Origin of the sequence: Limimaricola sp. G21655-S1, from assembly GCF_027213785.1 — a bacterium.
Taxonomy (GTDB): Bacteria; Pseudomonadota; Alphaproteobacteria; order Rhodobacterales; family Rhodobacteraceae; genus Limimaricola.
The window spans coordinates 1-23678 of the sequence record NZ_JAPWGO010000030.1 but is presented as its reverse complement, the minus strand read 5'-3'; the positions used below and the strand labels follow the sequence as shown (position 1 = coordinate 23678).

General features: G+C 70.5%; 23 protein-coding genes and 1 pseudogene. 15 read left to right on the top strand and 9 right to left on the bottom strand.

Going from position 1 to position 23678, the window contains the following annotated elements; all coding sequences use genetic code 11:
* Positions 1 to 73: 73 nt before the first annotated feature.
* The 7 genes and pseudogenes from O4G76_RS18480 to O4G76_RS18450 form a co-directional block, all read right to left on the bottom strand.
* A pseudogene (locus O4G76_RS18480) lies at positions 74 to 350 on the bottom strand (transposase); the annotation flags it as partial.
* 67 nt (positions 351 to 417) lie between these two features.
* A complete protein-coding gene (locus O4G76_RS18475) occupies positions 418 to 843 on the bottom strand; it encodes a pseudoazurin (RefSeq protein ID WP_269398686.1) in 426 nt (141 codons plus the stop codon).
* A gap of 25 nt (positions 844 to 868) precedes the next feature.
* Positions 869 to 1213: a DUF779 domain-containing protein gene (locus tag O4G76_RS18470; RefSeq protein ID WP_269398685.1), complete on the bottom strand. Its 345-nt coding sequence runs from the start codon at positions 1211 to 1213 to the stop codon at positions 869 to 871.
* 76 nt (positions 1214 to 1289) lie between these two features.
* Positions 1290 to 2813, bottom strand: a complete 1524-nt coding sequence (gene adh / locus O4G76_RS18465) for an aldehyde dehydrogenase (RefSeq protein WP_269398688.1) — start codon at positions 2811 to 2813, stop codon at positions 1290 to 1292.
* A gap of 156 nt (positions 2814 to 2969) precedes the next feature.
* Positions 2970 to 5159 carry a PAS-domain containing protein gene (locus tag O4G76_RS18460; RefSeq protein ID WP_099278450.1) on the bottom strand — a complete coding sequence of 730 codons (2190 nt, stop codon included), beginning with the start codon at positions 5157 to 5159 and terminating at the stop codon, positions 2970 to 2972.
* 2 nt (positions 5160 to 5161) lie between these two features.
* Entirely contained in the window at positions 5162 to 6328 is a 1167-nt protein-coding gene (locus O4G76_RS18455; protein ID WP_269398684.1) for an FIST N-terminal domain-containing protein, read from the bottom strand.
* 24 nt (positions 6329 to 6352) lie between these two features.
* Positions 6353 to 7045 (bottom strand): response regulator transcription factor, encoded by a 693-nt coding sequence (locus tag O4G76_RS18450; RefSeq protein ID WP_099278434.1) that lies wholly within the window; start codon positions 7043 to 7045, stop codon positions 6353 to 6355.
* Positions 7046 to 7184: 139 nt separating this feature from the next.
* Here O4G76_RS18450 and O4G76_RS18445 point away from each other — a divergent pair, with 139 nt between their 5' ends.
* Both O4G76_RS18445 and O4G76_RS18440 read left to right on the top strand, forming a co-directional pair.
* Positions 7185 to 9269 carry a 4Fe-4S binding protein gene (locus O4G76_RS18445; protein ID WP_269398683.1) on the top strand — a complete coding sequence of 695 codons (2085 nt, stop codon included), beginning with the start codon at positions 7185 to 7187 and terminating at the stop codon, positions 9267 to 9269.
* Positions 9270 to 9277: 8 nt separating this feature from the next.
* Entirely contained in the window at positions 9278 to 10159 is an 882-nt protein-coding gene (locus O4G76_RS18440) for an FAD:protein FMN transferase (protein WP_269398682.1), read from the top strand.
* Between the two features lie 4 nt (positions 10160 to 10163).
* On the opposite strand, the gene O4G76_RS18435 is transcribed toward O4G76_RS18440, so the two are convergent.
* Entirely contained in the window at positions 10164 to 11060 is an 897-nt protein-coding gene (locus O4G76_RS18435; RefSeq protein WP_269398681.1) for a transporter substrate-binding domain-containing protein, read from the bottom strand.
* A complete protein-coding gene (gene pedF, locus O4G76_RS18430; RefSeq protein WP_269398680.1) occupies positions 11057 to 11737 on the bottom strand; it encodes a cytochrome c-550 PedF in 681 nt (226 codons plus the stop codon). The genes O4G76_RS18435 and pedF overlap by 4 nt, the downstream gene beginning before the upstream one ends.
* A 140-nt stretch (positions 11738 to 11877) precedes the next feature.
* On the opposite strand from pedF, the gene O4G76_RS18425 reads away from it, so the two are divergent.
* From O4G76_RS18425 to O4G76_RS18365, 13 genes are all read left to right on the top strand, one after another.
* On the top strand, positions 11878 to 13050 hold the full coding sequence (locus tag O4G76_RS18425; protein WP_269398679.1) for an ABC transporter substrate-binding protein: 1173 nt from the start codon (positions 11878 to 11880) through the stop codon (positions 13048 to 13050).
* Complete coding sequence (locus O4G76_RS18420; protein WP_099278438.1) at positions 13047 to 14024, top strand: YVTN family beta-propeller repeat protein; 978 nt, start codon at positions 13047 to 13049, stop codon at positions 14022 to 14024. The genes O4G76_RS18425 and O4G76_RS18420 overlap by 4 nt, the downstream gene beginning before the upstream one ends.
* Positions 14021 to 14458 (top strand): hypothetical protein, encoded by a 438-nt coding sequence (locus tag O4G76_RS18415; protein WP_099278439.1) that lies wholly within the window; start codon positions 14021 to 14023, stop codon positions 14456 to 14458. Before O4G76_RS18420 ends, O4G76_RS18415 begins: the two co-directional genes overlap by 4 nt.
* The gene (locus tag O4G76_RS18410) at positions 14455 to 15174 is read left to right on the top strand and encodes an ABC transporter ATP-binding protein (protein ID WP_099278440.1); all 720 of its coding nucleotides are present in this window, start codon (positions 14455 to 14457) and stop codon (positions 15172 to 15174) included. The genes O4G76_RS18415 and O4G76_RS18410 overlap by 4 nt, the downstream gene beginning before the upstream one ends.
* A gap of 80 nt (positions 15175 to 15254) precedes the next feature.
* Positions 15255 to 16022, top strand: a complete 768-nt coding sequence (locus tag O4G76_RS18405) for an ABC transporter permease (protein ID WP_269398687.1) — start codon at positions 15255 to 15257, stop codon at positions 16020 to 16022.
* 292 nt (positions 16023 to 16314) lie between these two features.
* Entirely contained in the window at positions 16315 to 18099 is a 1785-nt protein-coding gene (locus O4G76_RS18400; protein WP_269398678.1) for a PQQ-dependent methanol/ethanol family dehydrogenase, read from the top strand.
* Positions 18100 to 18727: 628 nt separating this feature from the next.
* Positions 18728 to 18808, top strand: a complete 81-nt coding sequence (gene pqqA, locus O4G76_RS18395; RefSeq protein WP_099278443.1) for a pyrroloquinoline quinone precursor peptide PqqA — start codon at positions 18728 to 18730, stop codon at positions 18806 to 18808.
* A gap of 43 nt (positions 18809 to 18851) precedes the next feature.
* Complete coding sequence (pqqB, locus tag O4G76_RS18390; RefSeq protein ID WP_269398677.1) at positions 18852 to 19775, top strand: pyrroloquinoline quinone biosynthesis protein PqqB; 924 nt, start codon at positions 18852 to 18854, stop codon at positions 19773 to 19775.
* Positions 19772 to 20560: a pyrroloquinoline-quinone synthase PqqC gene (pqqC, locus tag O4G76_RS18385; RefSeq protein WP_269398676.1), complete on the top strand. Its 789-nt coding sequence runs from the start codon at positions 19772 to 19774 to the stop codon at positions 20558 to 20560. Before pqqB ends, pqqC begins: the two co-directional genes overlap by 4 nt.
* Positions 20557 to 20838, top strand: coding sequence for a pyrroloquinoline quinone biosynthesis peptide chaperone PqqD (pqqD, locus tag O4G76_RS18380; RefSeq protein ID WP_269398675.1), 282 nt, complete (start codon positions 20557 to 20559; stop codon positions 20836 to 20838). The genes pqqC and pqqD overlap by 4 nt, the downstream gene beginning before the upstream one ends.
* A complete protein-coding gene (gene pqqE / locus O4G76_RS18375; protein ID WP_269398674.1) occupies positions 20835 to 21977 on the top strand; it encodes a pyrroloquinoline quinone biosynthesis protein PqqE in 1143 nt (380 codons plus the stop codon). Before pqqD ends, pqqE begins: the two co-directional genes overlap by 4 nt.
* The gene (locus O4G76_RS18370; RefSeq protein ID WP_269398673.1) at positions 21974 to 22891 is read left to right on the top strand and encodes an alpha/beta fold hydrolase; all 918 of its coding nucleotides are present in this window, start codon (positions 21974 to 21976) and stop codon (positions 22889 to 22891) included. The genes pqqE and O4G76_RS18370 overlap by 4 nt, the downstream gene beginning before the upstream one ends.
* The coding region (locus tag O4G76_RS18365) for an insulinase family protein (RefSeq protein WP_269398672.1) at positions 22888 to 23678 on the top strand (791 nt) is incomplete at its 3' end. The genes O4G76_RS18370 and O4G76_RS18365, both read left to right, overlap by 4 nt.

The following is a 23678-nucleotide window of genomic DNA, read 5'->3' as shown; positions in this document are numbered from 1 at the left end:
AAGCATCGTGCCCGTCGACCGGAGGCCGACCATGCACTAACAATTAACCTGGAGCACTCAGACGGGGCAGCTCAACGAACGCGTATCTCACTTTGTATCCCAAGTGAAATACGCGGTGACCTTTCCCGAATATCGCGCTCCGAAACCCGTGCCATCTCCGCCTTCACATGCCGGATTTCCATGTCCTTCTCCGTCTCGCCCGAAGAGCCCATTGCGAACTTCTTTCAGGCGCAGAGCGAATGCGGGCTGACCCCGAGCTGCTCCGACACTTCCCTAACCGAGCAGCCCCGCTCGGTGATTTGCGCAACCGCGAATCGCTTGAGCTCGTCGCTAAAGTTGCTGCCGCTCATCTTGCCTCGCACCAAAATTGAGGAAGAAGGCGTCTACAAGCTATGGGGCTATTCACTTCTCGCCTTTTCAAGAGCCTGCCCGCGCCAGCAGCTCCTCCATCACCGGCACGGCCTTGCCGCGCAGCTTACCGATCTTAGGCGCCGATCCAGGCTCGCCGACCTTGATCAGCCCGACCATGCCCATCGCTTCGTGCGGCTTGCACTTATAGGGATAATAGCCCGGCGCGTCGAAGGTCACGGTGATTTCCTCATCGCGCTTGCCCTTCCAGCTCTCGAAGCCCTCGGGTAGCATGTCGTCTACGGTCTCGGTGTTGTGCGACTTTTCGGTGGCGAGGAAAGTGACGCTGTCACCAGGCGCGATCTCCAGATAGGCTGGCTCGAACACCATCATGGCGCCGTCGGCGCCGCGGCTCAACATCCTGATCTCGTGGGTCTCGGCGAAGGCGGGGGCGGCCAGGGTTATGGCCGCGGCGAGGGTCGCGGTGAAGCGCATTGGATCGGTCCTTTCGGGGAAGGGGTTAGAGACAGACCTCGGAGCGGGTCAGGAAGCGCCGCCCCGTGCCGTTGTCGAGCGAGAACATCCCGCCGACGCCGTGGATCGCATCGATGGTCAGGGTGGTGTGCTTCCAGCGCTCGTACTGGTCGCGGTTCATGTAGAACGGCACGCCGCCGATCTCGCCCATCAACACGTCCTGCGGGCCGGTGATGTAGTCCGAGGCGGCGAAGCACATCGGCGCGCTGCCGTCGCAGCAGCCGCCCGACTGGTGGAACAGCAGGTCGGCGCCGTGGCGCGCCTTGATCTCCTCGATCAGGTCCAGCGCGGCCGGGGTGGCGGTGACCATCGGGCGGGGCGTGTCGGCCATGGGCTTGTCTCCGGAAGGGGGATGGGGCCCGGACCGGCGCGGGAGTTCGCCGGTCCGGGCGGGGAGGCGCGGCCTCTTAGAAGAAGCCCAGCGCGTTCGGGTCGTAGGACACCAGCAGGTTCTTGGTCTGGCGGTAGTGATCCAGCATCATCTTGTGGTTCTCGCGCCCGATGCCGGACTGCTTGTAGCCGCCGAAGGCCGCGTGGGCGGGATACTGGTGGTAGCAGTTGGTCCAGACCCGGCCAGCCTGGATCGCGCGGCCCATGCGGAAGGCGCGGGAGCCGTCGCGGGTCCACACCCCGGCGCCGAGGCCGTAGAGCGTGTCGTTGGCGATCTCCAGCGCCTCGGCCTCGTCCTTGAAGGTCGTGACCGACAGCACCGGGCCGAAGATCTCCTCCTGGAAGATCCGCATCTTGTTGTTGCCGCGGAAGACGGTGGGCTGGATGTAGTTGCCGTTCTCGAGGCCCGAGCCGAGGCTCGCGCGGTCGCCGCCGATCAGCGCCTCGGCGCCCTCGTCGCGGCCGAGCTTGAGATAGGAGGTGATCTTCTCCATCTGCTCGGTCGAGGCCTGCGCGCCGATCATGGTGTTCATGTCAAGCGGGTTGCCCTGGCTCACCTTGCCGACCCGCTCGATCGCGCGGGCGATGAAGTCGTCGTAGATCGATTCCTGGATCAGCGCCCGGCTCGGGCAGGTGCAGACCTCGCCCTGGTTGAGCGCGAACATGGTTAAGCCTTCGAGGCACTTGTCGAAATAGGCGTCATCGGCCTGCATCACGTCCTCGAAGAAGACGTTGGGCGACTTGCCGCCGAGTTCCAGCGTCACCGGGATCAGGTTCTGCGAGGCGTATTGCATGATCAGCCGGCCGGTCGTGGTCTCCCCGGTGAAAGCGATCTTGGCGATCCGGTTCGACTGCGCCAGCGGCTTGCCGGCCTCGAGGCCGAAGCCTTGCACGATGTTGAGAACGCCTGCCGGCAGCAAATCGCCGATCAGCTCCATCAGCACCATGATCGAGGCCGGGGTCTGCTCGGCCGGTTTCAGCACGATGCAGTTGCCGGCGGCCAGCGCCGGGGCGATCTTCCAGGTTGCCATCAAGAGCGGGAAGTTCCACGGGATGATCTGGCCGACCACGCCCAGAGGCTCGTTGAAGTGGTAGGCGAAGGTCTGGTGGTCGATCTCGGCGATCGAGCCCTCCTCGGCGCGGATCACGCCCGCGAAGTAGCGGAAATGATCGACCGCCAGCGCGATGTCAGCGTTGATCGATTCGCGGATCGGCTTGCCGTTGTCGATGGTCTCGGCGGCGGCGAGCAGGTTGGTGTTGCGCTCGATCACGTCGGCGATTCGGTTGAGGATGTTCGAGCGATGCGCCAGCGAGGTCTTGCCCCAGGCGGGGAAAGCTGCGTGGGCGGCATCGAGCGCGGCCTCGACGTCGGAGGCGTCGGAGCGGGCGATCTCGCAGACGATCTCGCCGGTGATCGGGGTCGGGTTCTCGAAATAGCGGCCCGCGCGCGGCTCGACAAACTCGCCGCCGATGTAGTTGCCGTAGCGCGCCTTGAACGGGAACGGCACGCCGAGATGGCTGGTGTCGAGCGCGGCGCTCATCGAACGGCTCTGGCCGTCCTGGGTCTGGATGTTCATGTCGTCCTCCCTGAGTTGACGCGGGCCGTCGCGATGTCGCGGTCTGCGCGTCTGGGAAGAGGATGCCTAAACCGGGCGGGGGCGGAAATGCGGCCATGGTCGTAAGACCATGGTCGCGGGTCAGGAGTCGAGGCCCAGCACCGCCCGCAGCGCCTCGGCGCCGACCGGCTTGGGCAGGATCGTCACCCCCGCCCGCCGTGCGGCCTCGCGCAGCTCGGGCGAGCGGTCGGCGGTGACCAGACGGGTCGGGCGCCCCGGCAGCAGGCCGCGGAGCGCGGCGATGGTGTCGAGGCCGGTCATGCCGTCCCCGAGCTGCTGGTCGACCAGCAGCAGGTCCGGCTCGGCCCCGGTCTCGCCGATCAGCTCGATCGCCGCCTCGCCGCTCTCGACATCGAGCACGGTCACGCCCCAGCGCTCGAGCAGATGGCACATGGCGCGGCGCAGCTCGGCGTCGTTCTCGACCAGCAGCACGACCCGGTCGCAGCCATCCTCGTGCGCGACGGCGGCAGGCCCGTCCGAGGCGGCCTCGGCCACCGCCTGGGTCACCGGCACCGTGACGCTGAACCGGGTGAAGCGGCCCGGCTCCGAGATCACGTCGAGCGGGTGGCCGAGGATCGCGCAGGCGCGCTCGACGATGGCGAGTCCCAGCCCCATCCCTTCCGAGGCCGAGGCGCGGGCGTTGAGCCGCGCGAATTCGCGGAAGATGGTCTGGAAATCCTCCTCCGGGATGCCGGGGCCGGTGTCCCAGACCTCGATCGCCGCCGCGCCGCCGCGCCGCCGCGCGCCGACCAGAACCCGTCCGGTCTCGGTATAGCGGACCGCGTTGCCGATCAGGTTCTGCAGCACCCGCTTGAGATAGGTCCGGTCGCTGGTGACGCTGAGGGCGCAGGGCAGAATGCGCAGCTCGATCCCCTTGGCCGCGGCCTGTAGCGCGAACTGGTCGCGCAGCTGCGCCAGCACCGGGCCGAGCGCCACCGGACCCACATCCATTGAGGCGTGGCCCAGCTCGAGCTTGGAGATGTCGAGCAGCGCGTGCAGGATCGCCTCGACGCTGTGCAGCGCGTCATGCGCCTTACCCAACACTTCGCGGTTGGCGGGGTCGTCCTGGCGCAGCGCCGACAAGAACAGGTTGGCCGCCGAAAGCGGCTGCAGCAGGTCGTGGCTGGTTGCGGCGACGAAGCGCGAGCGGCTGGCATTGGCCCTCTCGGCCCGCTCCAGCGCGTCCTCGAGCTCGAGCGTCCGGCCCCGCACACGTTCCTCCAGCGCCTCGTTGGTGCGGGCGAGGTCGTGGATCGCGCGCCGCTCGGCGGTGATGTCGGTGAAGGAGAACACGAAGCCGCCATCCGGCATCTGCTGGGCCGAGGCGTCGATAAAGCGCCGGTCCTCGCTGCGCATGGTGAAGCGCAGCGGCTGGCGCGCCAGCGGGGTCTCGACCCAAGCGGCGAGGCGGTCGCGGGACATCTCGCCGTCAAAGCCGAAATCCTGCGCGATCATTCGCCACAGCGCCGGGAACTGCAGCCCGCGCCTGAGCCGCGGCGTCGGAACGCCCATCAGCTGGGTCAGGCCGTCGTTCCACCCTGCGAGCCGGATCCGGCCGTCGAAGATGCAGATTCCCTGCTTGATGTGGTCGAGCGTGGCGCGCGCCATCCGCGACTGGTCGTCGAGCATCCGCTCGCGCGCCTGGCGCTCGGCGCGGATCATGTCGGTGACGTCGGTCTGCAGGATCACAGTGCCGCCGCCCGGGGTGCGGTGCTGGCTGATCTGCACCCAATGATCCCCGGCGAGCGAGACGTTGAAGATCGCGTGGCGGTCGTCATGCCGCGCCAGCCGCCGCGTGCGCCAGATCTCGGGCGTCTCGCCCGGTGGCAGCGACAGCGCCCGCGAACCGGCGACGCTGTCGATGTAATCCACGAAGCGCAGCCCCGGCACCAGCTGATCGCGCAGATCGTCCATGTGCATCCCGAAGCGCGAGTTGCACATCACCATGACCCCGTCGGGGTCGAACATGGCGAAGCCCTCCTGCACCGTCTCGATCGCGGTGGACAAGTCGCGCCGCGCGGCCTCGGTGTCGCGCATCGCCTGCGCCAGCCGGGCGTTGGAACGGTTGAGCATCCCCAGCGCGTCCTCGAGCTCGGCGGTGCGGGCCTGGACCTGCTCCTCCAGAAGCGCCGCGCGGCGGAACTGGGCATAGGCCTCGCCCGAGCCGGTGCCGCCGCGCTCGACCTGCCGCACCAGCGCGTCGACGATCTCGATCAGCTTCTGGTTCTGCCGTTCGAGACCGTCCTCGGGGTCGAGATAGGCGTGCGGGATGCTCACGGCCGGCGCAGCGCCACGCCGGTCATGGTCTGGTTGACGTGCAGCCCGTTGAGCTGTTCGCCATAGGTCGAGAAGCCGACGATCCCATGCTTGCGCAGCACCGCGCTCATCCGCCCGCCCATCTGCTTCTCGGTAGCCTCGAGCCGGCGCAGGATGCAGTCGAAGGCTAGGATCGCGTCGGGCGGGCCGTCCTCGCGGGCCATCGCCTCGAAGGACGCGTCGAGATGCTGCGCGATGTCGCGCGGCTCGGCCAGCGACAGCACCATCCCCTCGTCGATCGCGGCGTAGAACACCAGCTCGCCCGCCTCGGTGACCCTCTGGATCGCCCGGACGTGGTGGCGCCCGCCGATCCGCACCACCAGGGGGTGCGCCGCGAAGGTGAAAGCCGACAGCTGGCTGCGGTCGAGCCCCAGCACGCGGGCGTATTCGCGCGCCGCCGGCTCGCCGTTGAGCCGCCGCACCAGCCGCGCCTCGGGGTCGGCCTGGGTAACGATCATCCGCTCCTCAGTGGGGTCGAAATGGTCGAGGTTGAACACCGCCGCCCGGCAGGCGGTGCGCACGAAGGCGAGCACCGCCGCGCCCCGGTGCCAGGCGCCGTCGATCAGCACCCGGGTCTCGCCGAAATCCTCGCCGTCGCCGGCCGAGCCGCCGAACAGCGGCACCCGGCCGATCCCGGCCGAGAGCGCGGCGGCGAGCGCGTCCTCGCGCCGCGACAGCCCGTCGACCAGCAGCATCGCGAATTCCGAGGTCCAGTTCGGGCGGCGGCCCTCGACCCGGGCGCGGGTCTCGGCCAGCTGGCGCAGCATCTCGGGCGCGCCGACCCGGTCGAGATCCGGGATCGCCATCACTTCGGCCTCGAACAGCTCGGCCGGCAGGCCGATGCCGACGATCTCGTCCTCGGCATAGCCCGCGCCGGTGATCTCGCCCGCGGTGGTGCAGCCGATCACCGCCCGCGCGCCGGGCCAGGCGGCGGCGGCGGCGGCCAGCGCCGCCATCGGCGCGCGCGGCGCGGCGAAAATCAGCACCAGCGCGAAGGGACCGGGCCCCAGCACGCGCATCAGCGCGGCCGCCGGATCGGCCTCGAAGGCCGAGACGCTGGCGCTGCGCAGCACCCGACCCGCCCCGAGCCGCGCCCCCTCCGACGCGTCTGCGACAGCCTGCATCGCGATCTCCTCCCCGCGCGCAGGCTACCGCCCGGCGGGCGGCTCGGGCAACATGTTTCCGAAGCTGGCCTCCTTGGCCAGCAGCACCGCCTGGGTGCGGGTCTGCACCCCGAGCTTGCGCATGATCGAGGTGACATGCGCCTTGACCGTGGTCTCGGCGATCGACAGGTCGTAGGCGATCTGCTTGTTCATCGCCCCGCAGCAGATCTTGTGCAGGATCGTCGCCTGCTGCGGGGTGAGCTGCGCCAGCCGGTCGATCGCCTCCTCGGTGCCGCGTCCCGGCGCGTCGGGAAGGTCCATGCCGTCGGGCAGGTAGAGCCCGCCCGCCGCGATCACCCGGAAGGCGGTCAGGAACACCTCGCGCTCGCTGTGCTTGGGCACAAATCCGCGCGCGCCAGCGCGCACCGCCGCCGCGACCACCTGTCGGTCGGCCATCGACGAGACCACCACGATCGGCGCCGCGCCCGCGACCCGGCGCAGCCGCACCAGCCCGTCGAGGCCGGACACGTCGGGCAGGTGCAGATCGAGCAGGATCACGTCCCAGGCCTCGCCCGCCCCTAGCCGGTCGAGCGCCGACTGCAGCCGGTCGGCGGTGTCGATCTGCGCGATGCCCACGAAATTCCTCAGTGTCAGCCCCAGCGCGTCGCAGAACAGTGGGTGGTCGTCGATCACCAGCGCCCGCCCGAAGGCCCCGTTCTCCTGTTGCGTCCCGGCCATGATCGCACCCCGTGCATTGCGTCCCCGTCCAGACTACCAGCCCCTGCCCGGCCGCCCCATTGGCCAAAAGTCCCATGCCGCGCGCTCCGCGACCAAGGTCGAATTCCCGCGCCCCCATGCGCGCGCCTAGCCTTTCGCCATGTCTTGCCACCGCGCCCTGCTTCTCGCTGCACTCGTCGCCTGCCTGCCGTTCGCCCCGGCGCGGGCCGAAGCGCCCGCGCGGGAGGAGATCGAGGCGTTGATAGTGCCGCCCTATGCGCTGGGCGGAGAACTGGGCGAGGGGGTCTGGCGGCTTTCGAACTCGGGCGGCGCGGCGGCGGGCTACGCCTTCCGCACCGCACCTCTGGCGCCGCTGCCGGGGTTTTCCGGCGCGCCAATCGACATGCTGGTGACGCTCGACCCCTCCGGCGGCTTCATCGACGCGAAGCTCCTGACACACAACGAGCCGATCTTCGTCTCCGGGCTGGGCGAGGCGCCGTTCCGGGCGTTTCTCGAACAGTATCGCGGGCTGTCGATCGACGACAACATGGTGGTCGGCACCCCCTACGGGGCGGGCGAGACCGGCTCGGCGCTGGTGCATCTCGACGGGGTGAGCAAGGCCACGGCCAGCGTGCGGATCGCGCATGAGACCATCCTCGCCGCCGCGCTCAAGGTGGCGCGCGAGCGGATGCGCGGCATCGACACCGCCCCGCCCGCCCGGCCCGACCTCAACCACGACGAGCCGCTGGACTGGGCGGCGCTGGCGGCGCAGGGGCTGGCGGCCCGCCTTGCCGTCACCAACGCCGAAGTGGATGCCCGCTTCGAAGGCACGATCTGGAGCCATGACGATCCGCAGGCCCGCGCCGAACCCGAGGCGATGTTCCTCGATCTGTGGCTGGTCGATCTCGGCCCGCCCGCCATCGCCCGCGCGGCGCTGGCGCCCGCCACGCTCGAGGAGCTTGACCGCCTGCGCGAAATCGCCCCGCATGACGAGCCCCTGCTGCTGATCGAGGCCGGGCGGCACGGTCTGGTCGGGCCGGACTTCGTGCGCAACACCGCTCCCGAACTGGTCTCGGCCCGGCAGGGCGGTCTGCCGGTCGCGCTGCGCGACGCCGACATCTTCGTCGAGACCGCGCCCGGCGCGCCGGAGGGCACGGCGATGATCCTGCGCGCCGACCGGCGGCTGGGCTTCGACCCGGCGGCGGAGTGGGTGCTGGACGTGCGCGCCACCCGCGAACACGGCATGCTGATGCCCGAGATCGGCGCCACCGTGTTCGAGCTGCCGCATGTCACGCCCGAGCGGTTCTTCGAGCGACCCGAAGTTGTCACCCCGCAGACGCCGGCCATGGCGGCGCTGGCGGCGCGGGCCGGGGATCTCGGACTGCTGGCGGTGTTCCTCGCGGCGCTCCTCGCGGCCCTCGGGCCGGGTCTGCGCCGCGCCGCCGCGCCGGGGACGCTGACGCCGCTGCGGCTCGGGGCGCTGACGGTGACCACAGGTTTCGTGGGCTGGTGGGGACAGGGGCAGCTGTCGGTGGTCACGGTGCTGGGCGGGATCCGCACCGCGATCGAGGGGCGCAGCTTCGCCTTCCTGCTCTATGACCCGTTCGGCCTCGCGGTCTGGGGCGCCGCGATCCTCGGCTTCGTGCTGTGGGGCCGGGCGCTGTTCTGCGGCTGGCTGTGCCCCTTCGGCGCACTGCAGGAATTCGCCCATCACGCGGGCCGGCTGCTGCGCCTGCCGCAGATCCGGCCCTCGGCGGCTTGGGACGCGCGGCTCAAGCTTCTGAAATACTTGGCGCTGGCCGGGCTGGTGCTGATCGCCATTCTCGCGCCCGAGCATGTCGACACCGCCGCCGAGATCGAGCCGTTCAAGACCGCGATCACCACCTTTTTCGTCCGCGAATGGTACTATGTCGCCTATGCCGCCTTCTGGCTGCTGCTCGGGCTGGTGCTGTTCAAGGGGTTCTGCCGCTATCTCTGCCCGCTGGGCGCGGTGATGGCGATCGGCGGGCTCCTGCGCGGGCGCGACTGGATCGCCCGGCGCGAGGCCTGCGGCTCGCCCTGCCAGCTCTGCCGGGTCAAATGCGCCTATGGCGCCATCGAGAAGACCGGCGGAATCGACTATTCCGAATGCTTCGGCTGCCTCGACTGCGTGTCGATCCATGACGACCCGGCGCGCTGCGTGCCGCTGGTGCTCGACGCCCGCCGCCCCGGCCGCCCGCCGCCCCGTCCCGTCGCCGCCGAATGAGAACCGCCATGCAGACCCGTCGCCGTTTCCTCGCCATCGCCGCCGCCACCCTCGCCGCGCCGGGCGCGGTCCATGCCGAGGGCTGGCGCGGCACCGCGCTCGGCGCCGAGGCGGCGATCACGCTTTCGGGGCCGCGCCGGGAGGTCGAGGCCGCGCTGGCCGAGGCCCGGGCCACGCTGGAGCGGATGGAGGCGCTGTTCAGCCTGCATCGCCCGGACAGCGCGCTTTCCCGGCTCAACGCCACCGGCCGGCTCGACGCGCCGGCGCCCGAATTCATGGCGGTGATCGATCTGTGCGCGGCCGCCCATGCCGCCACCGGCGGGCGCTTCGATCCGACCGTGCAGCCGCTCTGGCGGGCGCTGGCCGAGCAGGGCGACCTTCCCGCCGCCGCCGCGCGCATAGGCTGGGGGCGCGTCGCGCGCGGCGCGGGCCTCCGGCTCGGGCCGGGGCAGGCGCTGACCTTCAACGGCATCGCCCAGGGCTATGCCAGCGACCGCGTGGCCGAGGGGCTGGCGACGCGCGGCTTCGAACGGGCGCTGGTCAATATCGGCGAGATGCGGGCGCTGGGCGGGCCATGGCGGATCGGCATCGAGGACCACGCGCGGGGTCTGCTGGGGCAGGCGACCCTCACCGGCGGCGCGATCGCGACCTCGAGTCCCGGCGCGCTGTTCCTGCCCGGCGGCGCGAGCCACATCCTCGATCCCAGAAGCGGCGGCGCGGTGCCGCCCGCCTGGTCGAGCGTCAGCGTCGAGGCCGACAGCGCTGCGCTGGCCGATGCACTGTCGACCGCCTTCTGTCTGATGGAGCGCGACGAGATCGCGGCGCTGCGCGTCGCGGGGCTGAGGCGCGTGCGGCTGGTCGATGCCACGGGCGATCTGACGACGCTCTAGCGCCTCACCATTCCGGCGCGGTCCAGCTCAGGCCGTGATCCTCGAAGATCGCCGCGATCCGGCCGTCGGCTACCGCCTCGGCGACGATGCCCTCGATCATGTAGCCGAGGTCGCGGTGGCTGTGATGCACCGCGAGGCCCAGCGCCCAGTCGGGCTTCATCAGCCCCGGGAAAGGTGGAACATGGACCAGCGCCCGGCCGAGTTCGGCCTCGAGCTGCGCGCGCGGCCCCATCACCGCCGTCACCTCGCCCATGGCCAGCGCCGCCATCGCGGCTTCGGTGGTCGGATAGCGCGAGATGTTCGGCCCCAGCTGCCCGCCCGCCATCGCCGAAAGGTAGAAATCCGAGATCGAGTCGTTCTCGACCCCGATCCGGTGCATCCGGAACATCGCCGGACCGGGGCCCTCGGTGCCGAACACGCCCGCATCATAGGCCACTGCCAGGGTCTCGACCCCGTAGAGGCCGGTGAACATCACCTGCTCGACCCGGCAGGTGAAGGCGCTGTCATAGGGGATGTGCAGCATGACGTTGGCGACCGATCCGCCGACCACCGGCCCCTTCCAGACCCAGTTGCGCAGATCGGCGGCCAGGTCCTCGCCCGCGGCAACCAGCCGGAAGCGCGCCTCGACTCCCATGCCTTCGGCGATCAGCTGGCCGATCTCCACGTCGATGCCGGTGGCCGCGCCGCCGGCCCGATCGGACCAGGGCGGGAAATCCTCGTAGACCGCGAATTCGATGAAGCCGCGATCGAGGATCTCGTCCAGGGTCTGCCCGACATAGTCGCGATCGGCGTTCTGGGGCCTGGGCTGCGGCACCCAGTCCTCGCAACGCGCGAAGGCCCCGCCCCCCGCGAAGGAGAGGGCGAGGCCGAGCGCCAGCGCAAGGCCCGCGCGGCGCGTCACTGCGCGGCCGACAGGCCCACGGTCAGCGTCTCCGCGGCCTTGTGGAAGCTTTCGGGCGTGCCGTCGATCTGGGCGCTCGCGCGGTAGGCGATCGAATCGGCGACCGGGGCCCCCGACAGCGTCTCGATCTCCTCGGCGATGCCGGACAGCTCGGCCTTGACCGCCTCGGCGTCGATCTCGCCACCCGTCGCGAGCGTGTCGCGCAGCGCCTTGAGTTCGGCGGATTTGGCGCTCACCGCGTCCTCGTCGGGGCGGGTCTCGAGATAGGTGCGGATCGCCCAGGCCGCCTTCTGGCCCAGAAGATCGCCGAAGGCGGGCATCCGGGTGACGCCGTTCTGGGTGAAGCCGTGGCGGAACCGCTCCATGTACCACTCGTCGCCGTATTCCTCGGCCTCGAGAAAGCGCAGGTCGGGGGCGAGGCCGCCGGACACCGCGCCGAGGCCGTGGCAGCGGGCGCAGTTCTGGTTGTAGCCCGAGGCGCCGATCTCGATCGCCTTGGCCCAGACCTCCTCGCCCTGGTCGCGATAGGGGTTCTCGGTCAGCCACTCCTCGCCGATATCGGGCAGGGCGTCGGTGTTCACCGCCTGGATGTCGAGCGGCAGGCCGGCGGCCTGGGCGATGGTCGCGGCGGCGGCGATCGCGCCGAGCGACGCCAGGATGCGTGTGGTGCGGGGCATGGTCGGTCCTCCCTTGGTCCTGGGCCACAGAGATAGCCGGACCGGGCCGGGCCGCCTATGCGACCTTCGGCGGGGCGCGACCATGGTCGTATGGGGGCGGGCCGGGCGGCGCTGCTAGCCTGCTTGGCGGGAGGAAGGCAATGCTGCGACAGGCGACATCCATCGTGATGCTGGGACTTTGGGCCGGCGCTGCGCAGGCCGCTATCGAGGTGCCGGTGACCTGGCTTAGGCAGGAGGTGGCGCACCCGCCGGTGCTGTCGAACCTCGACGAGATCCCCCAGGACGAGGGCCGCGCGGGCGCCGAGCTCGGCCGCGACGACAACGCCACCACCGGGCGCTTCCTCGGTCATGACTACGCGCTCGAGACCGTCTCGGTGCCCGAGGGCGGCGACCTCGAGGCGGCGGCCCGCGCGGCGCTGGCGCGCGGTGGCCTGCTGATCCTAGACGCGCCCGAAGACGCCGTTCTGGCGGTGGCCGACATGGCTGAGGCGCAGGGCGCGCTGCTGTTCAACGCTGCCGCCCCCGGGGCGCGGCTGCGCGGCGCCGATTGCCGCGCCAACCTGATGCACACCATCCCCTCGACCGCGATGCGCACCGACGCGCTGGCGCAGTTCCTCGTTCAGCGCCGCTGGGACGATCTGGCGCTGATCGCCGGGCAGCGGCCCGAGGACATCGATTATGCCGAGGCGCTGCGAGGCTCGCTGGCGAAGTTCGGTCTGCAGCTGCGCGCCGAGCGCGACTGGCTCGATGATGCCGACATCCGCCGCAACGCCGGGCAGGAGGTGCCGGTCTTCACCCAAGCCCTGCCCGATCACGACGTGCTTCTGGTCGCCGACGAGGCCGGGGATTTCGCCCGCTACATCGCCTATAACGCCTGGACGCCGCGCCCGCTCGCGGGTTCGGAGGGGCTGCAGGCGGTGGCCTGGGCGCCGGTGGTCGAAGCCTGGGGCGCGGCGCAACTGCAATCGCGATTCGAGGAGTTGGCCGGCAGAACGATGCGGCCGCGCGACTACGCCGCCTGGGCGGCGATGCGCGCCATCGGTGAGGCGGTGACCCGCACCGGATCAGTCGACCCCGAAGTGCTGCGCGACTTTCTCCTCGGCCCCGATTTCGAGCTGGGCGGCTTTCTCGGCAGCCCGTTGTCGTTCCGGCCCTGGGACGGGCAGATGCGCCAGCCGATTCCGCTGGTGACCGAGCGCGCCGTGGTCGCCACCGCGCCGCTTGAAGGTTTCCTGCACCCGGTGAGCGAGATGGACACGCTTGGCACCGACGCCCCCGAATCCCTCTGCGCTGCCTCCGAGGAGAGATCATGAGATACGCTGCGATCCTCGCGCTTCTCGCCACGCCCGCGTTCGCACAGGGCCAAGGCGAGATCTGGGTCACTAACGAGAAGGACGACACGCTGAGCGTGATCGACGTCGCCACGCTGGAGGTGGTACGCACCATCCCCACCGGCGAGAGGCCGCGGGGGCTGACCTTCAGCCATGACTTCTCACGGCTCTACATCTGCGCCTCCGACAGCGATGCGGTGCAGGTTATGGACCCCGAGACCGGCGAGATCCTGCACGACCTGCCCTCCGGCGAGGACCCCGAGCAGTTCGTGCTGCACCCCGACGACCGGCGACTCTACATCGCCAACGAGGACGACGCGATCACCACCGTGGTCGACACCGAGACACGGTCGGTGATCGCCCAGATCGACGTCGGCATCGAGCCCGAGGGCATGGCGGTGAGCCCCGACGGCCGAATCGCCATCACCACTTCTGAGACGACCAACATGGCCCATTGGATCGACACCGAGACCGAGGCGCTGTTCGCCAACACGCTGGTCGACGCCCGCCCGCGCCATGCCGAGTTCGTCAAGGACGGCACCGAGCTGTGGGTTTCTGCCGAGATCGGCGGCACCATCTCGGTGTTCGACGTGGCCAGTCAGGGCGAGATCGCCAAGATCGGCTTCGAGATCGCGGGCATCCACCCCGACCGCATCCAGCCCGTGGGCTTCGAGCTGACGGCGGACGAATCCATCGCCTTCGTGGCGCTGGGGCCGTCGAACCACGTGGCGGTGGTGAACGCGGAGACCTATCGGGTCGAGGACTACATCCTGGTCGGCCGCCGCGTCTGGCACATGGCCTTCAACGCCGACCGCTCGCTCCTCTTCACCACCAACGGTGTCTCCGGCGACGTGACCGTGATCGACGTCGCGAAACGCGAAGCCCTCAAGACCATCAAGGTCGGCCGCTTTCCCTGGGGCGCGGCCTTCCGTCCCGCCCAAGGAGACCCGGCATGATCAGACCTTTCGCCATCGCGGTCGCGCTCGTCGCCCCGCCCGCCCTGGCCGACGACCATGACGAGGCCGGCTTCGGCCCGGCGGGCGTGCTGTCCTCGGGCAACAAGCACGACCTGCCGCCGATCCTGCTCTCGGCGGGGATGCCGCTGGCCGAGGCGCCGCTGACGCTCAGATCCGGCAGCTACTACGAGATCGAGATCGAGGCCGACGGCAGCCAGGAGCTGGCGCTGACAGCGCCCGAGTTCTTCCGCGCGATCTGGATCGACGAAATCGTCATCGAGGGGCTGGAGATCCGCCCGCTCGGCCTAGACAGCGTCGAGTTCGACGAGGCGGGGGTGATGGAGATCGGCTTTCTGGCGATCAAGCCCGGCCGCTACGAAATCCAGGTACCCGGCGGCGGCGAGAGCCAGCGCCTCGCCGTGACCATCGAATGAGCGGGCTGGCGATTGAGGGGGTGAGCCACGATCACGGCGCGCGCCGCGCACTCGACGCCGTGTCGCTGCGGGTGGCGCCGGGGCAGTTCTGCGCGCTGCTGGGTCCCAATGGCGCTGGCAAGTCGACGCTGTTCTCGCTGCTGACCGGGCTTGCGGCGCTGCAGGCGGGGCGGATCGAGATCGCGGGGCACGACATCGCCCGCCGCCCACGCGCGGCGCTGACCCGGCTCGGGGTGGTGTTCCAGCAGGCTGCGCTCGATCCCGAGCTGCCGGTCATGGCCAATCTGCGCTACGCCGCCGCCCTGCACGGCATCGGCGGGCGCGAGGCGGGCCGCCGGATCGACGCAGCGCTGGCGCGGGTGTCAATGGCCGAGCGGGCGCGCGAGCGGGTGCGCGACCTCAACGGCGGCCACAGGCGCAGGGCCGAGATCGCCCGCGCGCTGTTACACAGGCCGTCGGTGCTGCTGCTCGACGAGCCTACGGTGGGCCTCGACGCGGCCAGCCGCGCGGCGATCACCGCCCATGTCCACGACCTGGCCGGACAGGGCGGGTTGACGGTGCTCTGGGCCACGCATCTGGCCGACGAGGTGGCGCCCGGCGATCAGGTGGCAGTGATGCATCGCGGCCATATCCTGGCCTGTGCGGTGGCGCGCGACATCGCCCCCGAGGGCGATCTTGCGGCGCGGTTCCTAGCGATGACGGCGGAGCCGGCATGACCGACACGGCGCTCTCCACGGCCTCCGCCGCCCATGCGCCGTGCCCCCGGCGCCCCGCCCCCCGGGCCTGGGCGCTGGCGATGGGCTGGATCGTGCGCCGCGAGGCGCTGAGATTTCTGGGTCAGCGCGCACGGCTAGTCTCGGCGCTGGTGCGGCCGCTGGTCTGGCTTCTGGTCTTCGCTGCCGGCTTCCGCGCCGCGCTGGGGCTGTCGATCACCCCGCCCTACCAGACCTATATCACCTACGAGACCTACATCCTGCCGGGCCTGTGCGCGATGATCCTGCTTTTCAATGGCATGCAGTCCTCGCTGGGCTTGGTGCTCGACCGCGAGACTGGCACCATGCGGCTACTGCTGACAGCGCCGCTGCCGCGCTGGTGGCTCCTGACCTCCAAGCTGGTGGCCTCGACGCTAATCTCGGTACTGCAGGTCTATGCCTTTCTCGGCATCGCCACCGCGCTGGGCCATGCCGATCCCGGATGGGGCTGGCTGCTGGCACTGCCGACGCTATTCCTGTCGGGGCTGATGCTCGGCGCGCTGGGGCTGGCGCTTTCGAGCACGGTGCGGCAGCTTGAGAACTTCGCCGGCGTGATGAACTTCGTGATCTTCCCGATGTTCTTCCTGTCCTCGGCGCTCTACCCGCTGTGGAAGATGGCCGAGGCCAGCGCGCTCCTGCACGATATCTGCGCCGCCAACCCCTTTACCCACGCGGTCGAGGCGATCCGCTTCGCGCTGCACGGCCAGGCCAACTGGCCGGCAATGGGTTGGGTGGCGCTGGCGGGGGCCGTGTTCCTCGGGCTGGCGCTGGCGGGGTTCGAAGCCGGGCGCGGTCGCAGGCGGGCACGCTAAGGCCCTCGACCAAAGTCGGGGCTGCGTGCCACTTCAGGACGGGACAGGCTGACATCATCCCGAAAGCTTTCTTTCCACCTGCTGCCGACCCCGCCGCCCGCGTCTCTCCTGCGGGCGGCGTTGGGCGTTGGCGTGGACCCTTCGACCGCTTGGCGCGGGCTACGACCTTGGCAGGGGGGCGGGGCTACGACCATCGTCCGATTTCCGCGCCCCCTGCCCCGCGGCGATCATGCAGGCGGCGCGAGGGGTTCTGACGGGGCCGCTGCCGCCGCCACATGGGAGGAGGACCCACATGAACCGCTTCATCGCCGCCGCCTGCGCCACCCTGATCGCAGGCACCGCCGCCCAAGCCGCACGGGCTCAGGTCACCGACGAGGACATCGCCAACGACGCCGCCACCGTAGAGGACGTGGTCACCAACGGCATGGGCCGCGGGCTGCAGCGCTACAGCCCGCTCGACACGCTCAACCGCGAGACGGTCGAATATCTCATCCCCGCCTGGGCCTTCAGCCTCGGCGGCGAGAAGCAGCGCGGCCAGGAGACCCAGCCGCTGGTGAAGGACGGGGTGATGTACATCACCGGCTCCTATTCGCGGCTCTATGCCATCGACGCCCGCACCGGGCAGGAGCTGTGGCAGTACGACGCCCGCCTGCCCGAAGGCATCCTGCCCTGCTGCGACGTGGTTAATCGTGGCGCGGCGCTCTGGGGCGACAAGGTCTATTTCGGCACGCTCGACGCGCGGCTGGTGGCGCTCGACGCCAAGACCGGCGACGTGGTCTGGAACAAGAAGATCGCCGACTACAAGGAAGGCTACAGCTACACCGCCGCGCCGCTGATCCATAACGGGCTGATCATCACCGGCAATTCGGGCGGCGAATTCGGCATCGTCGGCGAGGTGCAGGCCCGCGACGCCGAGACCGGCGAGCTGGTCTGGACCCGGCCGATGATCGAGGGCCACATGGGCACGCTCAACGGCGAGGAATCGACCATGACCGGGACGCTGAACGCGACTTGGCCGGGCGACATGTGGAAGCAGGGCGGCGGCGCCACCTGGCTCGGCGGCTCGTATGACGCCGAGACCGACACGCTGGTCTTCGGCGCCGGCAACCCCGCGCCCTGGAACAGCTGGCTGCGCAATGCGGGCGAGCCCGTCGAAGGCAACACCGGCGACAACCTCTACGCCGCCTCCCGCGTCGGCCTCGACCCGGCGACCGGCGAGATCAAGTGGCACTTCCAGACCACCCCGCGCGAGGGCTGGGATTTCGACGGCGTCAACGAGGTGGTGGGCTTCACCGACAAGGACGGCAACAAGCGCTACGGCACCGCCGACCGCAACGGCTTCTTCTACGTGCTCGACCGCGCCGATGGCGGCTATGTCGACGCCTTCCCCTTCGTGAAGGATATCACCTGGGCCGAGGGCATCGACGACACCGGCCGGCCGATCTTCGTCGAGGCCAACCGCCCTGGTCGCCCGGCCGAGCTGACCGGCGAGGCCAAGGGCGAGACGATCTTCGCCGCGCCGTCCTTCCTCGGCGGCAAGAACTGGATGCCGATGAGCTATTCGGAGAATACCGGCCTGTTCTACGTCCCCTCCAACGAATGGGGCATGGACATGTGGAACGAGCCGGTGACCTACAAGAAGGGCGCGGCCTACATGGGCGCGGGCTTCACCATCAAGCCGCTCTACGAGGACCATATCGGCAGCCTCAAGGCGATCGATCCCGCCACCGGCGAATGGGTGTGGGAGTTCAAAAACGAGGCCCCGCTCTGGGGGGGCGTGATGTCGACCAAGGGCGGTCTGGTGTTCACTGGCACCCCCGAGGGGCGGTTCATCGCCTTCGACGATGCCACCGGCGAGGAGCTGTGGAGCTTCCAGACCGGCTCGGGCGTGGTCGGCCAGCCAATCACCTGGGAGCAGGATGGCGAGCAGTACGTCTCGGTGATCTCGGGCTGGGGCGGCGCGGTGCCGCTGTGGGGCGGGGAGGTGGCCAAGAAGGTCAACTTCCTCAATCAAGGTGCGACGCTGTGGACCTTCAAGCTGCCCAAAGCATTGGCCGAGCTGGCCTCGACCCAGTAACCTGGCACTGCCTTGCCATTGCGACCGGCCGGCCCCCCGGCCGGTCGCATCCTTTCGAGATCTCGACCTCAGCTAGCTAACATCACGACATGATCACCGGCGCGCGCTTGAAGTCCGAGGCGGGCCGCGTATTCGACGTCCGGCCGCAACTTTTATTTCCAATCAATGTCAGGCGATCCGGCGTTTTGCGGCATGTAACCAACCTGAGCGCCCGCGACACTGCAGTGTTCCTATAGTTGCATCCGCACATCCCGATCGGCACAAGGACATGGCTCCCTGCTCCTTCCGCATGCCTTGGCAGACCAGCATCCTTGAGTCCCCGAGTGGGCAGGTCTGGCACAACCGGCCGCGCCATGGGGCATGTGATGGTCACGCTTGGCGCAAGGCCCGACGCCACATTGAGGCGTTGCCCCCGACCCTCGGTCATCTCGGGCACCGGCCAGGGCCGGCGCCGCAGCTGCAAGGCTCGACCGGCGCGCCGCGCTCTGTCGGCTGAGCGGCCCGGCGCTCTACGACCATTTGACGATACCGCCCCGCCCCGCCGCGCTGCTAGCCTGACCCGAGGGACCGGCCCCCGGCCCCGCGCCGCCGCCGGGCGCACCGGCGGAGCCTTTGAAGGGAGTGCTGCATGGCCTGGAAAGCCCCGAAGATCGTCGAAGTCGAAGCCGGCATGGAAATCAACATGTACGCCTGCGCCAAGCGCAAGTGACCGGCGGCCGCGCCCGCCGCGACGCCTTGGGGAGGAGGCTCGCATGCTGAGATTCATCACCCTGGGCTGCGCGGCGGGTGGCGGCTACCCGCAATGGAACTGCAACTGCGACGGCTGCCGCGCCGCCCGCGCCGCGCCCGACACCCATGAGGGCCAGGCCGGGATCGCCGCCTCGGTCGATGGCGAGCACTGGTTCCTGATCAACGCCTCGCCCGACATCCGCGCCCAGATCAACGCCACGCCCGCCCTGCACCCGCGCGCGGGCCGGCTGCGCGACACGCCGATCGCCGGCGTCATCCTCACCAATGGCGAAATCGACGCCGTCACCGGCCTCCTGTCGCTGCGCGAGGGCTCGCCCTTCGCGATCCACGCCCATCCCCGCGTGCTGTCGGTGCTGGCCGAGAACCCGATCTTCGACGTGCTCGACCGCGCCCGCGTGCCGCGCCACGCCATCGCCCTCGACACCCCCTTCGAGCCCGCCCTGCCCGACGGCACCCCCTCGGGGCTGATCGTCGAGGCCTTCGAGGTGCCGGGCAAGCCCGCCTGGCATCTCGAGGGCCGGGCCGAGCCGACCGAGGAGCGCCCCGGCGACACGCTCGGCCTGCGGCTGCGCGCCGCCACGGGCGGGCCGGAGGCCTTCGTCATCGCCGCCTGCGGCCGGGCCACCGAAGCCCTGCGCGACCGGCTGCGCGGCGCGGCGCTGGTGATGTTCGACGGCACGCTGTGGCATGATGACGAGCTGATCGACCAGGGGCTGGCCGCCAAGACCGGCCGCCGGATGGGCCATGTCTCGGTTTCCGGCCCCGAGGGCGCGATGGCCCGTCTGGAGGGTCTCGGCATCGCGCAGAAGCTGTTCGTCCACGTCAACAACTCCAACCCGATCCTGCGCCCCGGCACGCCCGAGCGCGCCGAGATCGAGGCCGCGGGCTGGCGCCTGCCCCGCGCCGGAGAGGAGATCGCGCCATGAACGCCCATCAGCCCCCTGCCCCCGATTTCGACACGACCTTCCATTTCACGGGCGAGCCGCTCGACGACGCCGAGGCGCTGGAGCGCCGGCTGCGCGCCATCGGCGCGGCCCGCTACCACGATCGCCACCCGTTCCATCACCTGCTGCATGACGGAAAGCTCACCCTCGGCCAGGTGCAGGCCTGGGCGCTGAACCGCTGGTATTACCAGTCCTCGATCCCGATCAAGGACGCGCTGGTGATCTCGCGCTTCCGCGACCGGGCGCTGCGCCGCGAATGGCGCCACCGGATCGAGGACCATGACGGCCGCGACAACGACGCCGGCGGCATCGACCGCTGGCTGCTCCTGACCACCGGCCTCGGCCTCGACCCTGATTACGTCACATCGGCGCGCGGCGTGCTGCCCGCCACCCGCTTCGCGGTCGACGCCTATGTCAGTTTCGTCGCCACCCGCTCGCCGCTCGAGGCGATCGCCTCCTCGCTGACCGAGCTGTTCGCGCCGAACATCCACGAGCGGCGCATTTCCGGGATGCTGGAGAATTACGACTTCATAACCCCAGAGATCATGACCTATTTCAAGACCCGGCTCGGCCAGGCGCCGCGCGACGCGGGCTTCGCGCTCGACTACGTCAGGACCCACGCCCGCACGCCCGAGGCGCGCGCGCTGGTCTGCGAGGCGCTGGTGTTCAAGACCGAGGTGCTCTGGGTTCAGCTCGACGCACTCTACCACGCCTATGTCACCGGCCACCCGCCGCCCGGCGCCTTTGTCCCGGAGGACGCCCCGTGACCCCCGACAGCCGCCCCGCCCTGCCCCGCTTCGTCAAGCTGCGCTTCGACCGCGCCCGCGACACCTGGCTGCTGCTCGCGCCCGAGCGGATCCTGATCCCCGACGAGATCGCGGTCGAGGTGCTGAAGCTCTGCGACGGCAAGGCGACGCTCGCGGCCATCGCCGCCACCCTCGCCGCCCGCTACGATGCCCCCGAACCCGAGATCCTCTCCGACGTCACCGCCATGCTGGCCGATCTCGAGGCCAAGGGCTTCCTGCGCGACCGCGAGGCGGCATGACCGAGCTCTCCGCCCGCCTGCGCCCCGACCCGGCCCGCAGCCACGGCATCCCGATCGCCGTGCTGGCCGAGATCACCCATCGCTGCCCGCTGCAATGCCCCTACTGCTCCAACCCGGTCGAGCTCGAACGTGCCAGTGCCGAGCTGTCGACCGAGGAATGGCTGCGGGTGCTGGGCGAGATCGCCGATCTCGGCGTGCTGCAGCTGCATTTCTCGGGCGGTGAGCCGCTGGCCCGCCGCGACCTCGAAACCCTCGTCGCCCGCGCCGCCGCGCTCGACCTCTACACCAACCTGATCACCTCGGCCGTCACTCTGACCGAAGCCCGGCTCGACGCGCTGGCCCATGCCGGTCTCGACCACGTGCAGATCTCGGTCCAGTCGGTCGAGGACGCGCTCGCCACCCGGATCGGCGGCCTGCGCGGCGCGCTCGAGCGCAAGCGCGCCGCCGCCGCATGGGTCCGCGCCCGCGACCTGCCGCTGACGCTCAACGCCGTGATGCACCGCCAGAACCTGCACGAACTGCCGGAGATGATCGAAATGGCGCTCGATCTCGGCGCCGCCCGGCTCGAGGTCGCCAACGTCCAGTATTACGGCTGGGCGCTTAGGAACCGCGCCGCGCTGATGCCGACACCCGACCAGATCGACACCGCCTCGAAGGTGGTCGACGCGGCCCGCGCCCGGCTGCATGGCCGCCTCGTCATCGACTATGTCGAGCCGGACTACTACGCCGCCCGACCCAAGCCCTGCATGGGCGGCTGGGGGCGGCAGGTTTTCAACATCTCGCCCTCGGGCAAGGTGCTGCCCTGCCACGCCGCCGAGAGCATCGCTGGGCTGAGCTTCGACTCGGTGCGCGACCACTCGCTGGCCTGGATCTGGGACCATTCCAAGGTGATGAACCGCTATCGCGGCACCGACTGGATGCCCGAGCCCTGCCGCTCCTGCGCGCACAAGCATGACGATTGGGGCGGCTGCCGCTGCCAGGCGGCGGCGCTTCTGGGTGATGGGGGCGCGACCGACCCGGCTTGCGCCTTCTCGCCCCGCCATGCGGAGGTGTTCGAGGCGGCGCTGGCCTTCTCCGAAGGCTCCGACCGCTACACCTATCGCGACTTTTCCGGCGGCACGCCCGAGCCGGGCGGGTGAGCGGCTTCGCAGGCCTCGTCGATGTCGGCGACGGCCACGAAATCTATGCCGAGCTGACCGGCCCACCCGATGCGCCCGCCGCGCTGTTCCTGCATGGCGGGCCGGGCAGCGGCTGCCAGCCCGCCCACCGGGCGCTGTTCCCCGAGGCCACCCGGCTGCTGATGTTCGACCAGCGCGGCGCCGGGCGCTCGCGCCCGCATGGCGCGCGCCACGCCAACACCAGCGCGCATCTGATCCGCGACATCGAGGCGCTGCGCGCCCGCTTCGCCATCGACCGCTGGCTGGTGGTCGGCGGGTCCTGGGGCGCGACGCTGGCGCTGGCCTATGCGCTGGCCCATCCCGAACGGGTCTCGGGGATCGTGCTGCGGGCGGTGTTCCTCGGCACCCGCGCCGAGCTGGAGACCGCCTTTCTCGACACGCTGCCGCGCTTTCACCCGGCGCTCTTCGACGACTTCCTGTCGCTGCTTGATACGCCCGCGCGCGCCGATCCGCTCGGCGCCTACTGGACCCGCATCCTCGACCCCGACCCGGCGATCCACCGCCCGGCGGCCCGCGCCTGGGCCGGGACCGAGCGCATCCTGTCGCGGATCACCCCCGCCGCGGCCCGGCTCGACCGCGATGCGCTCGCCGCCCCCGGCCCGCTGCCCGCCACCCCGTTCATGGAGGCGCATTACTTCCGCGCCGGCTGCTTCCTCGGCGCGCCGCTCCTCGACCGGGCGCAGGCGCTGCGCCCGATCCCCGGCCACATCGTCCAAGGCCGCCACGACCTCCTTTGCCCGCCCGCGACCAGCCACGCGCTCGCCGCGCGATGGGGCGCGCCGATCGAGGTGATCGAGGATGCCGGGCACGACATGGCCGATGGCGGCACCATCGCCGCCCTACGCGCGGCGATCGCCGCGATGGCGGCGCGGTGAGCGGTTTCGCCACCGCCGCCGAGGCGCATCTGCCCGAGATCGGCGCGCTGGCCCGGCTGCACCACCACCCGGGCGGCGGCGCGGCGCTGACCCTGCAAGGCGGCGATCTGCACGCGCTGTCGCTCGGCATCCGCACGCCATTGCCCGACGACAGCGGCATCGCCCATGTGCTGGAGCATTGCGTGCTGCAGGGCTCGCGCCGCTTTCCGCTGCGCCGGGGCTTCGCGGCGCTGCTCGACGGCGCGCTGCACGGCCATCTCAACGCCGCCACCCTGCCCGGCCTGACCGTCTACGAGATCGCCTGCGCCCATGACCGCGAGTTCGACCGGCTGGCCGAGATCTGGCTCGACGCGGCGTTCCGCCCGCTTCTGCGCGCTGACGCCTTCGCCCGCGAGGGCTGGCGCCTCGCGCTCGACCCGCCGCGCCTGACCGGCGTGGTGCTGAACGAGATGCTCGGCCACCGCGCCACGCCGCGCGCCTTCGGCGACGCGATCCGCGCGGCGCTGTTTCCCGGCGCGGCGCAGGGCTTCGATCCCGGCGGTGACCCGGCCTGGCTGCCCGATCTCACCCTCGCCGCGATGCGCCGCTACCACGCCCGTCACTACCGCGCCGGCGGCACGCTGGCGGTGATCGCCGGGCCGGAGCCCGAGGCGCGACTGCCGCTGCTGGCCCGCGCCTTCGACACCGCCCCCGGACCCACGCCGCCCGCGCCCGCCGCGCCCCGCCGCTGGCCCGCCCCGCCCCGCCCGGACTCTCAAATATACACAACTGACCCTGGGGCCGAAGA

Coding starts and splice junctions, on each gene's coding strand:
- pqqA (WP_099278443.1), top strand. CDS start 18,728: ATGGCCTGGAAAGCCCCGAAGATCGTCGAAGTCGAAGCCGGCATGGAA.
- O4G76_RS18405 (WP_269398687.1), top strand. CDS start 15,255: ATGGGCTGGATCGTGCGCCGCGAGGCGCTGAGATTTCTGGGTCAGCGC.
- O4G76_RS18450 (WP_099278434.1), bottom strand. CDS start 7,045: ATGGCCGGGACGCAACAGGAGAACGGGGCCTTCGGGCGGGCGCTGGTG.
- O4G76_RS18445 (WP_269398683.1), top strand. CDS start 7,185: ATGTCTTGCCACCGCGCCCTGCTTCTCGCTGCACTCGTCGCCTGCCTG.
- O4G76_RS18475 (WP_269398686.1), bottom strand. CDS start 843: ATGCGCTTCACCGCGACCCTCGCCGCGGCCATAACCCTGGCCGCCCCC.
- O4G76_RS18410 (WP_099278440.1), top strand. CDS start 14,455: ATGAGCGGGCTGGCGATTGAGGGGGTGAGCCACGATCACGGCGCGCGC.
- pqqE (WP_269398674.1), top strand. CDS start 20,835: ATGACCGAGCTCTCCGCCCGCCTGCGCCCCGACCCGGCCCGCAGCCAC.
- O4G76_RS18470 (WP_269398685.1), bottom strand. CDS start 1,213: ATGGCCGACACGCCCCGCCCGATGGTCACCGCCACCCCGGCCGCGCTG.
- pqqC (WP_269398676.1), top strand. CDS start 19,772: ATGAACGCCCATCAGCCCCCTGCCCCCGATTTCGACACGACCTTCCAT.
- O4G76_RS18455 (WP_269398684.1), bottom strand. CDS start 6,328: ATGCAGGCTGTCGCAGACGCGTCGGAGGGGGCGCGGCTCGGGGCGGGT.
- pqqB (WP_269398677.1), top strand. CDS start 18,852: ATGCTGAGATTCATCACCCTGGGCTGCGCGGCGGGTGGCGGCTACCCG.
- adh (WP_269398688.1), bottom strand. CDS start 2,813: ATGAGCGCCGCGCTCGACACCAGCCATCTCGGCGTGCCGTTCCCGTTC.
- O4G76_RS18440 (WP_269398682.1), top strand. CDS start 9,278: ATGCAGACCCGTCGCCGTTTCCTCGCCATCGCCGCCGCCACCCTCGCC.
- O4G76_RS18415 (WP_099278439.1), top strand. CDS start 14,021: ATGATCAGACCTTTCGCCATCGCGGTCGCGCTCGTCGCCCCGCCCGCC.
- pedF (WP_269398680.1), bottom strand. CDS start 11,737: ATGCCCCGCACCACACGCATCCTGGCGTCGCTCGGCGCGATCGCCGCC.
- O4G76_RS18400 (WP_269398678.1), top strand. CDS start 16,315: ATGAACCGCTTCATCGCCGCCGCCTGCGCCACCCTGATCGCAGGCACC.
- O4G76_RS18425 (WP_269398679.1), top strand. CDS start 11,878: ATGCTGCGACAGGCGACATCCATCGTGATGCTGGGACTTTGGGCCGGC.
- O4G76_RS18420 (WP_099278438.1), top strand. CDS start 13,047: ATGAGATACGCTGCGATCCTCGCGCTTCTCGCCACGCCCGCGTTCGCA.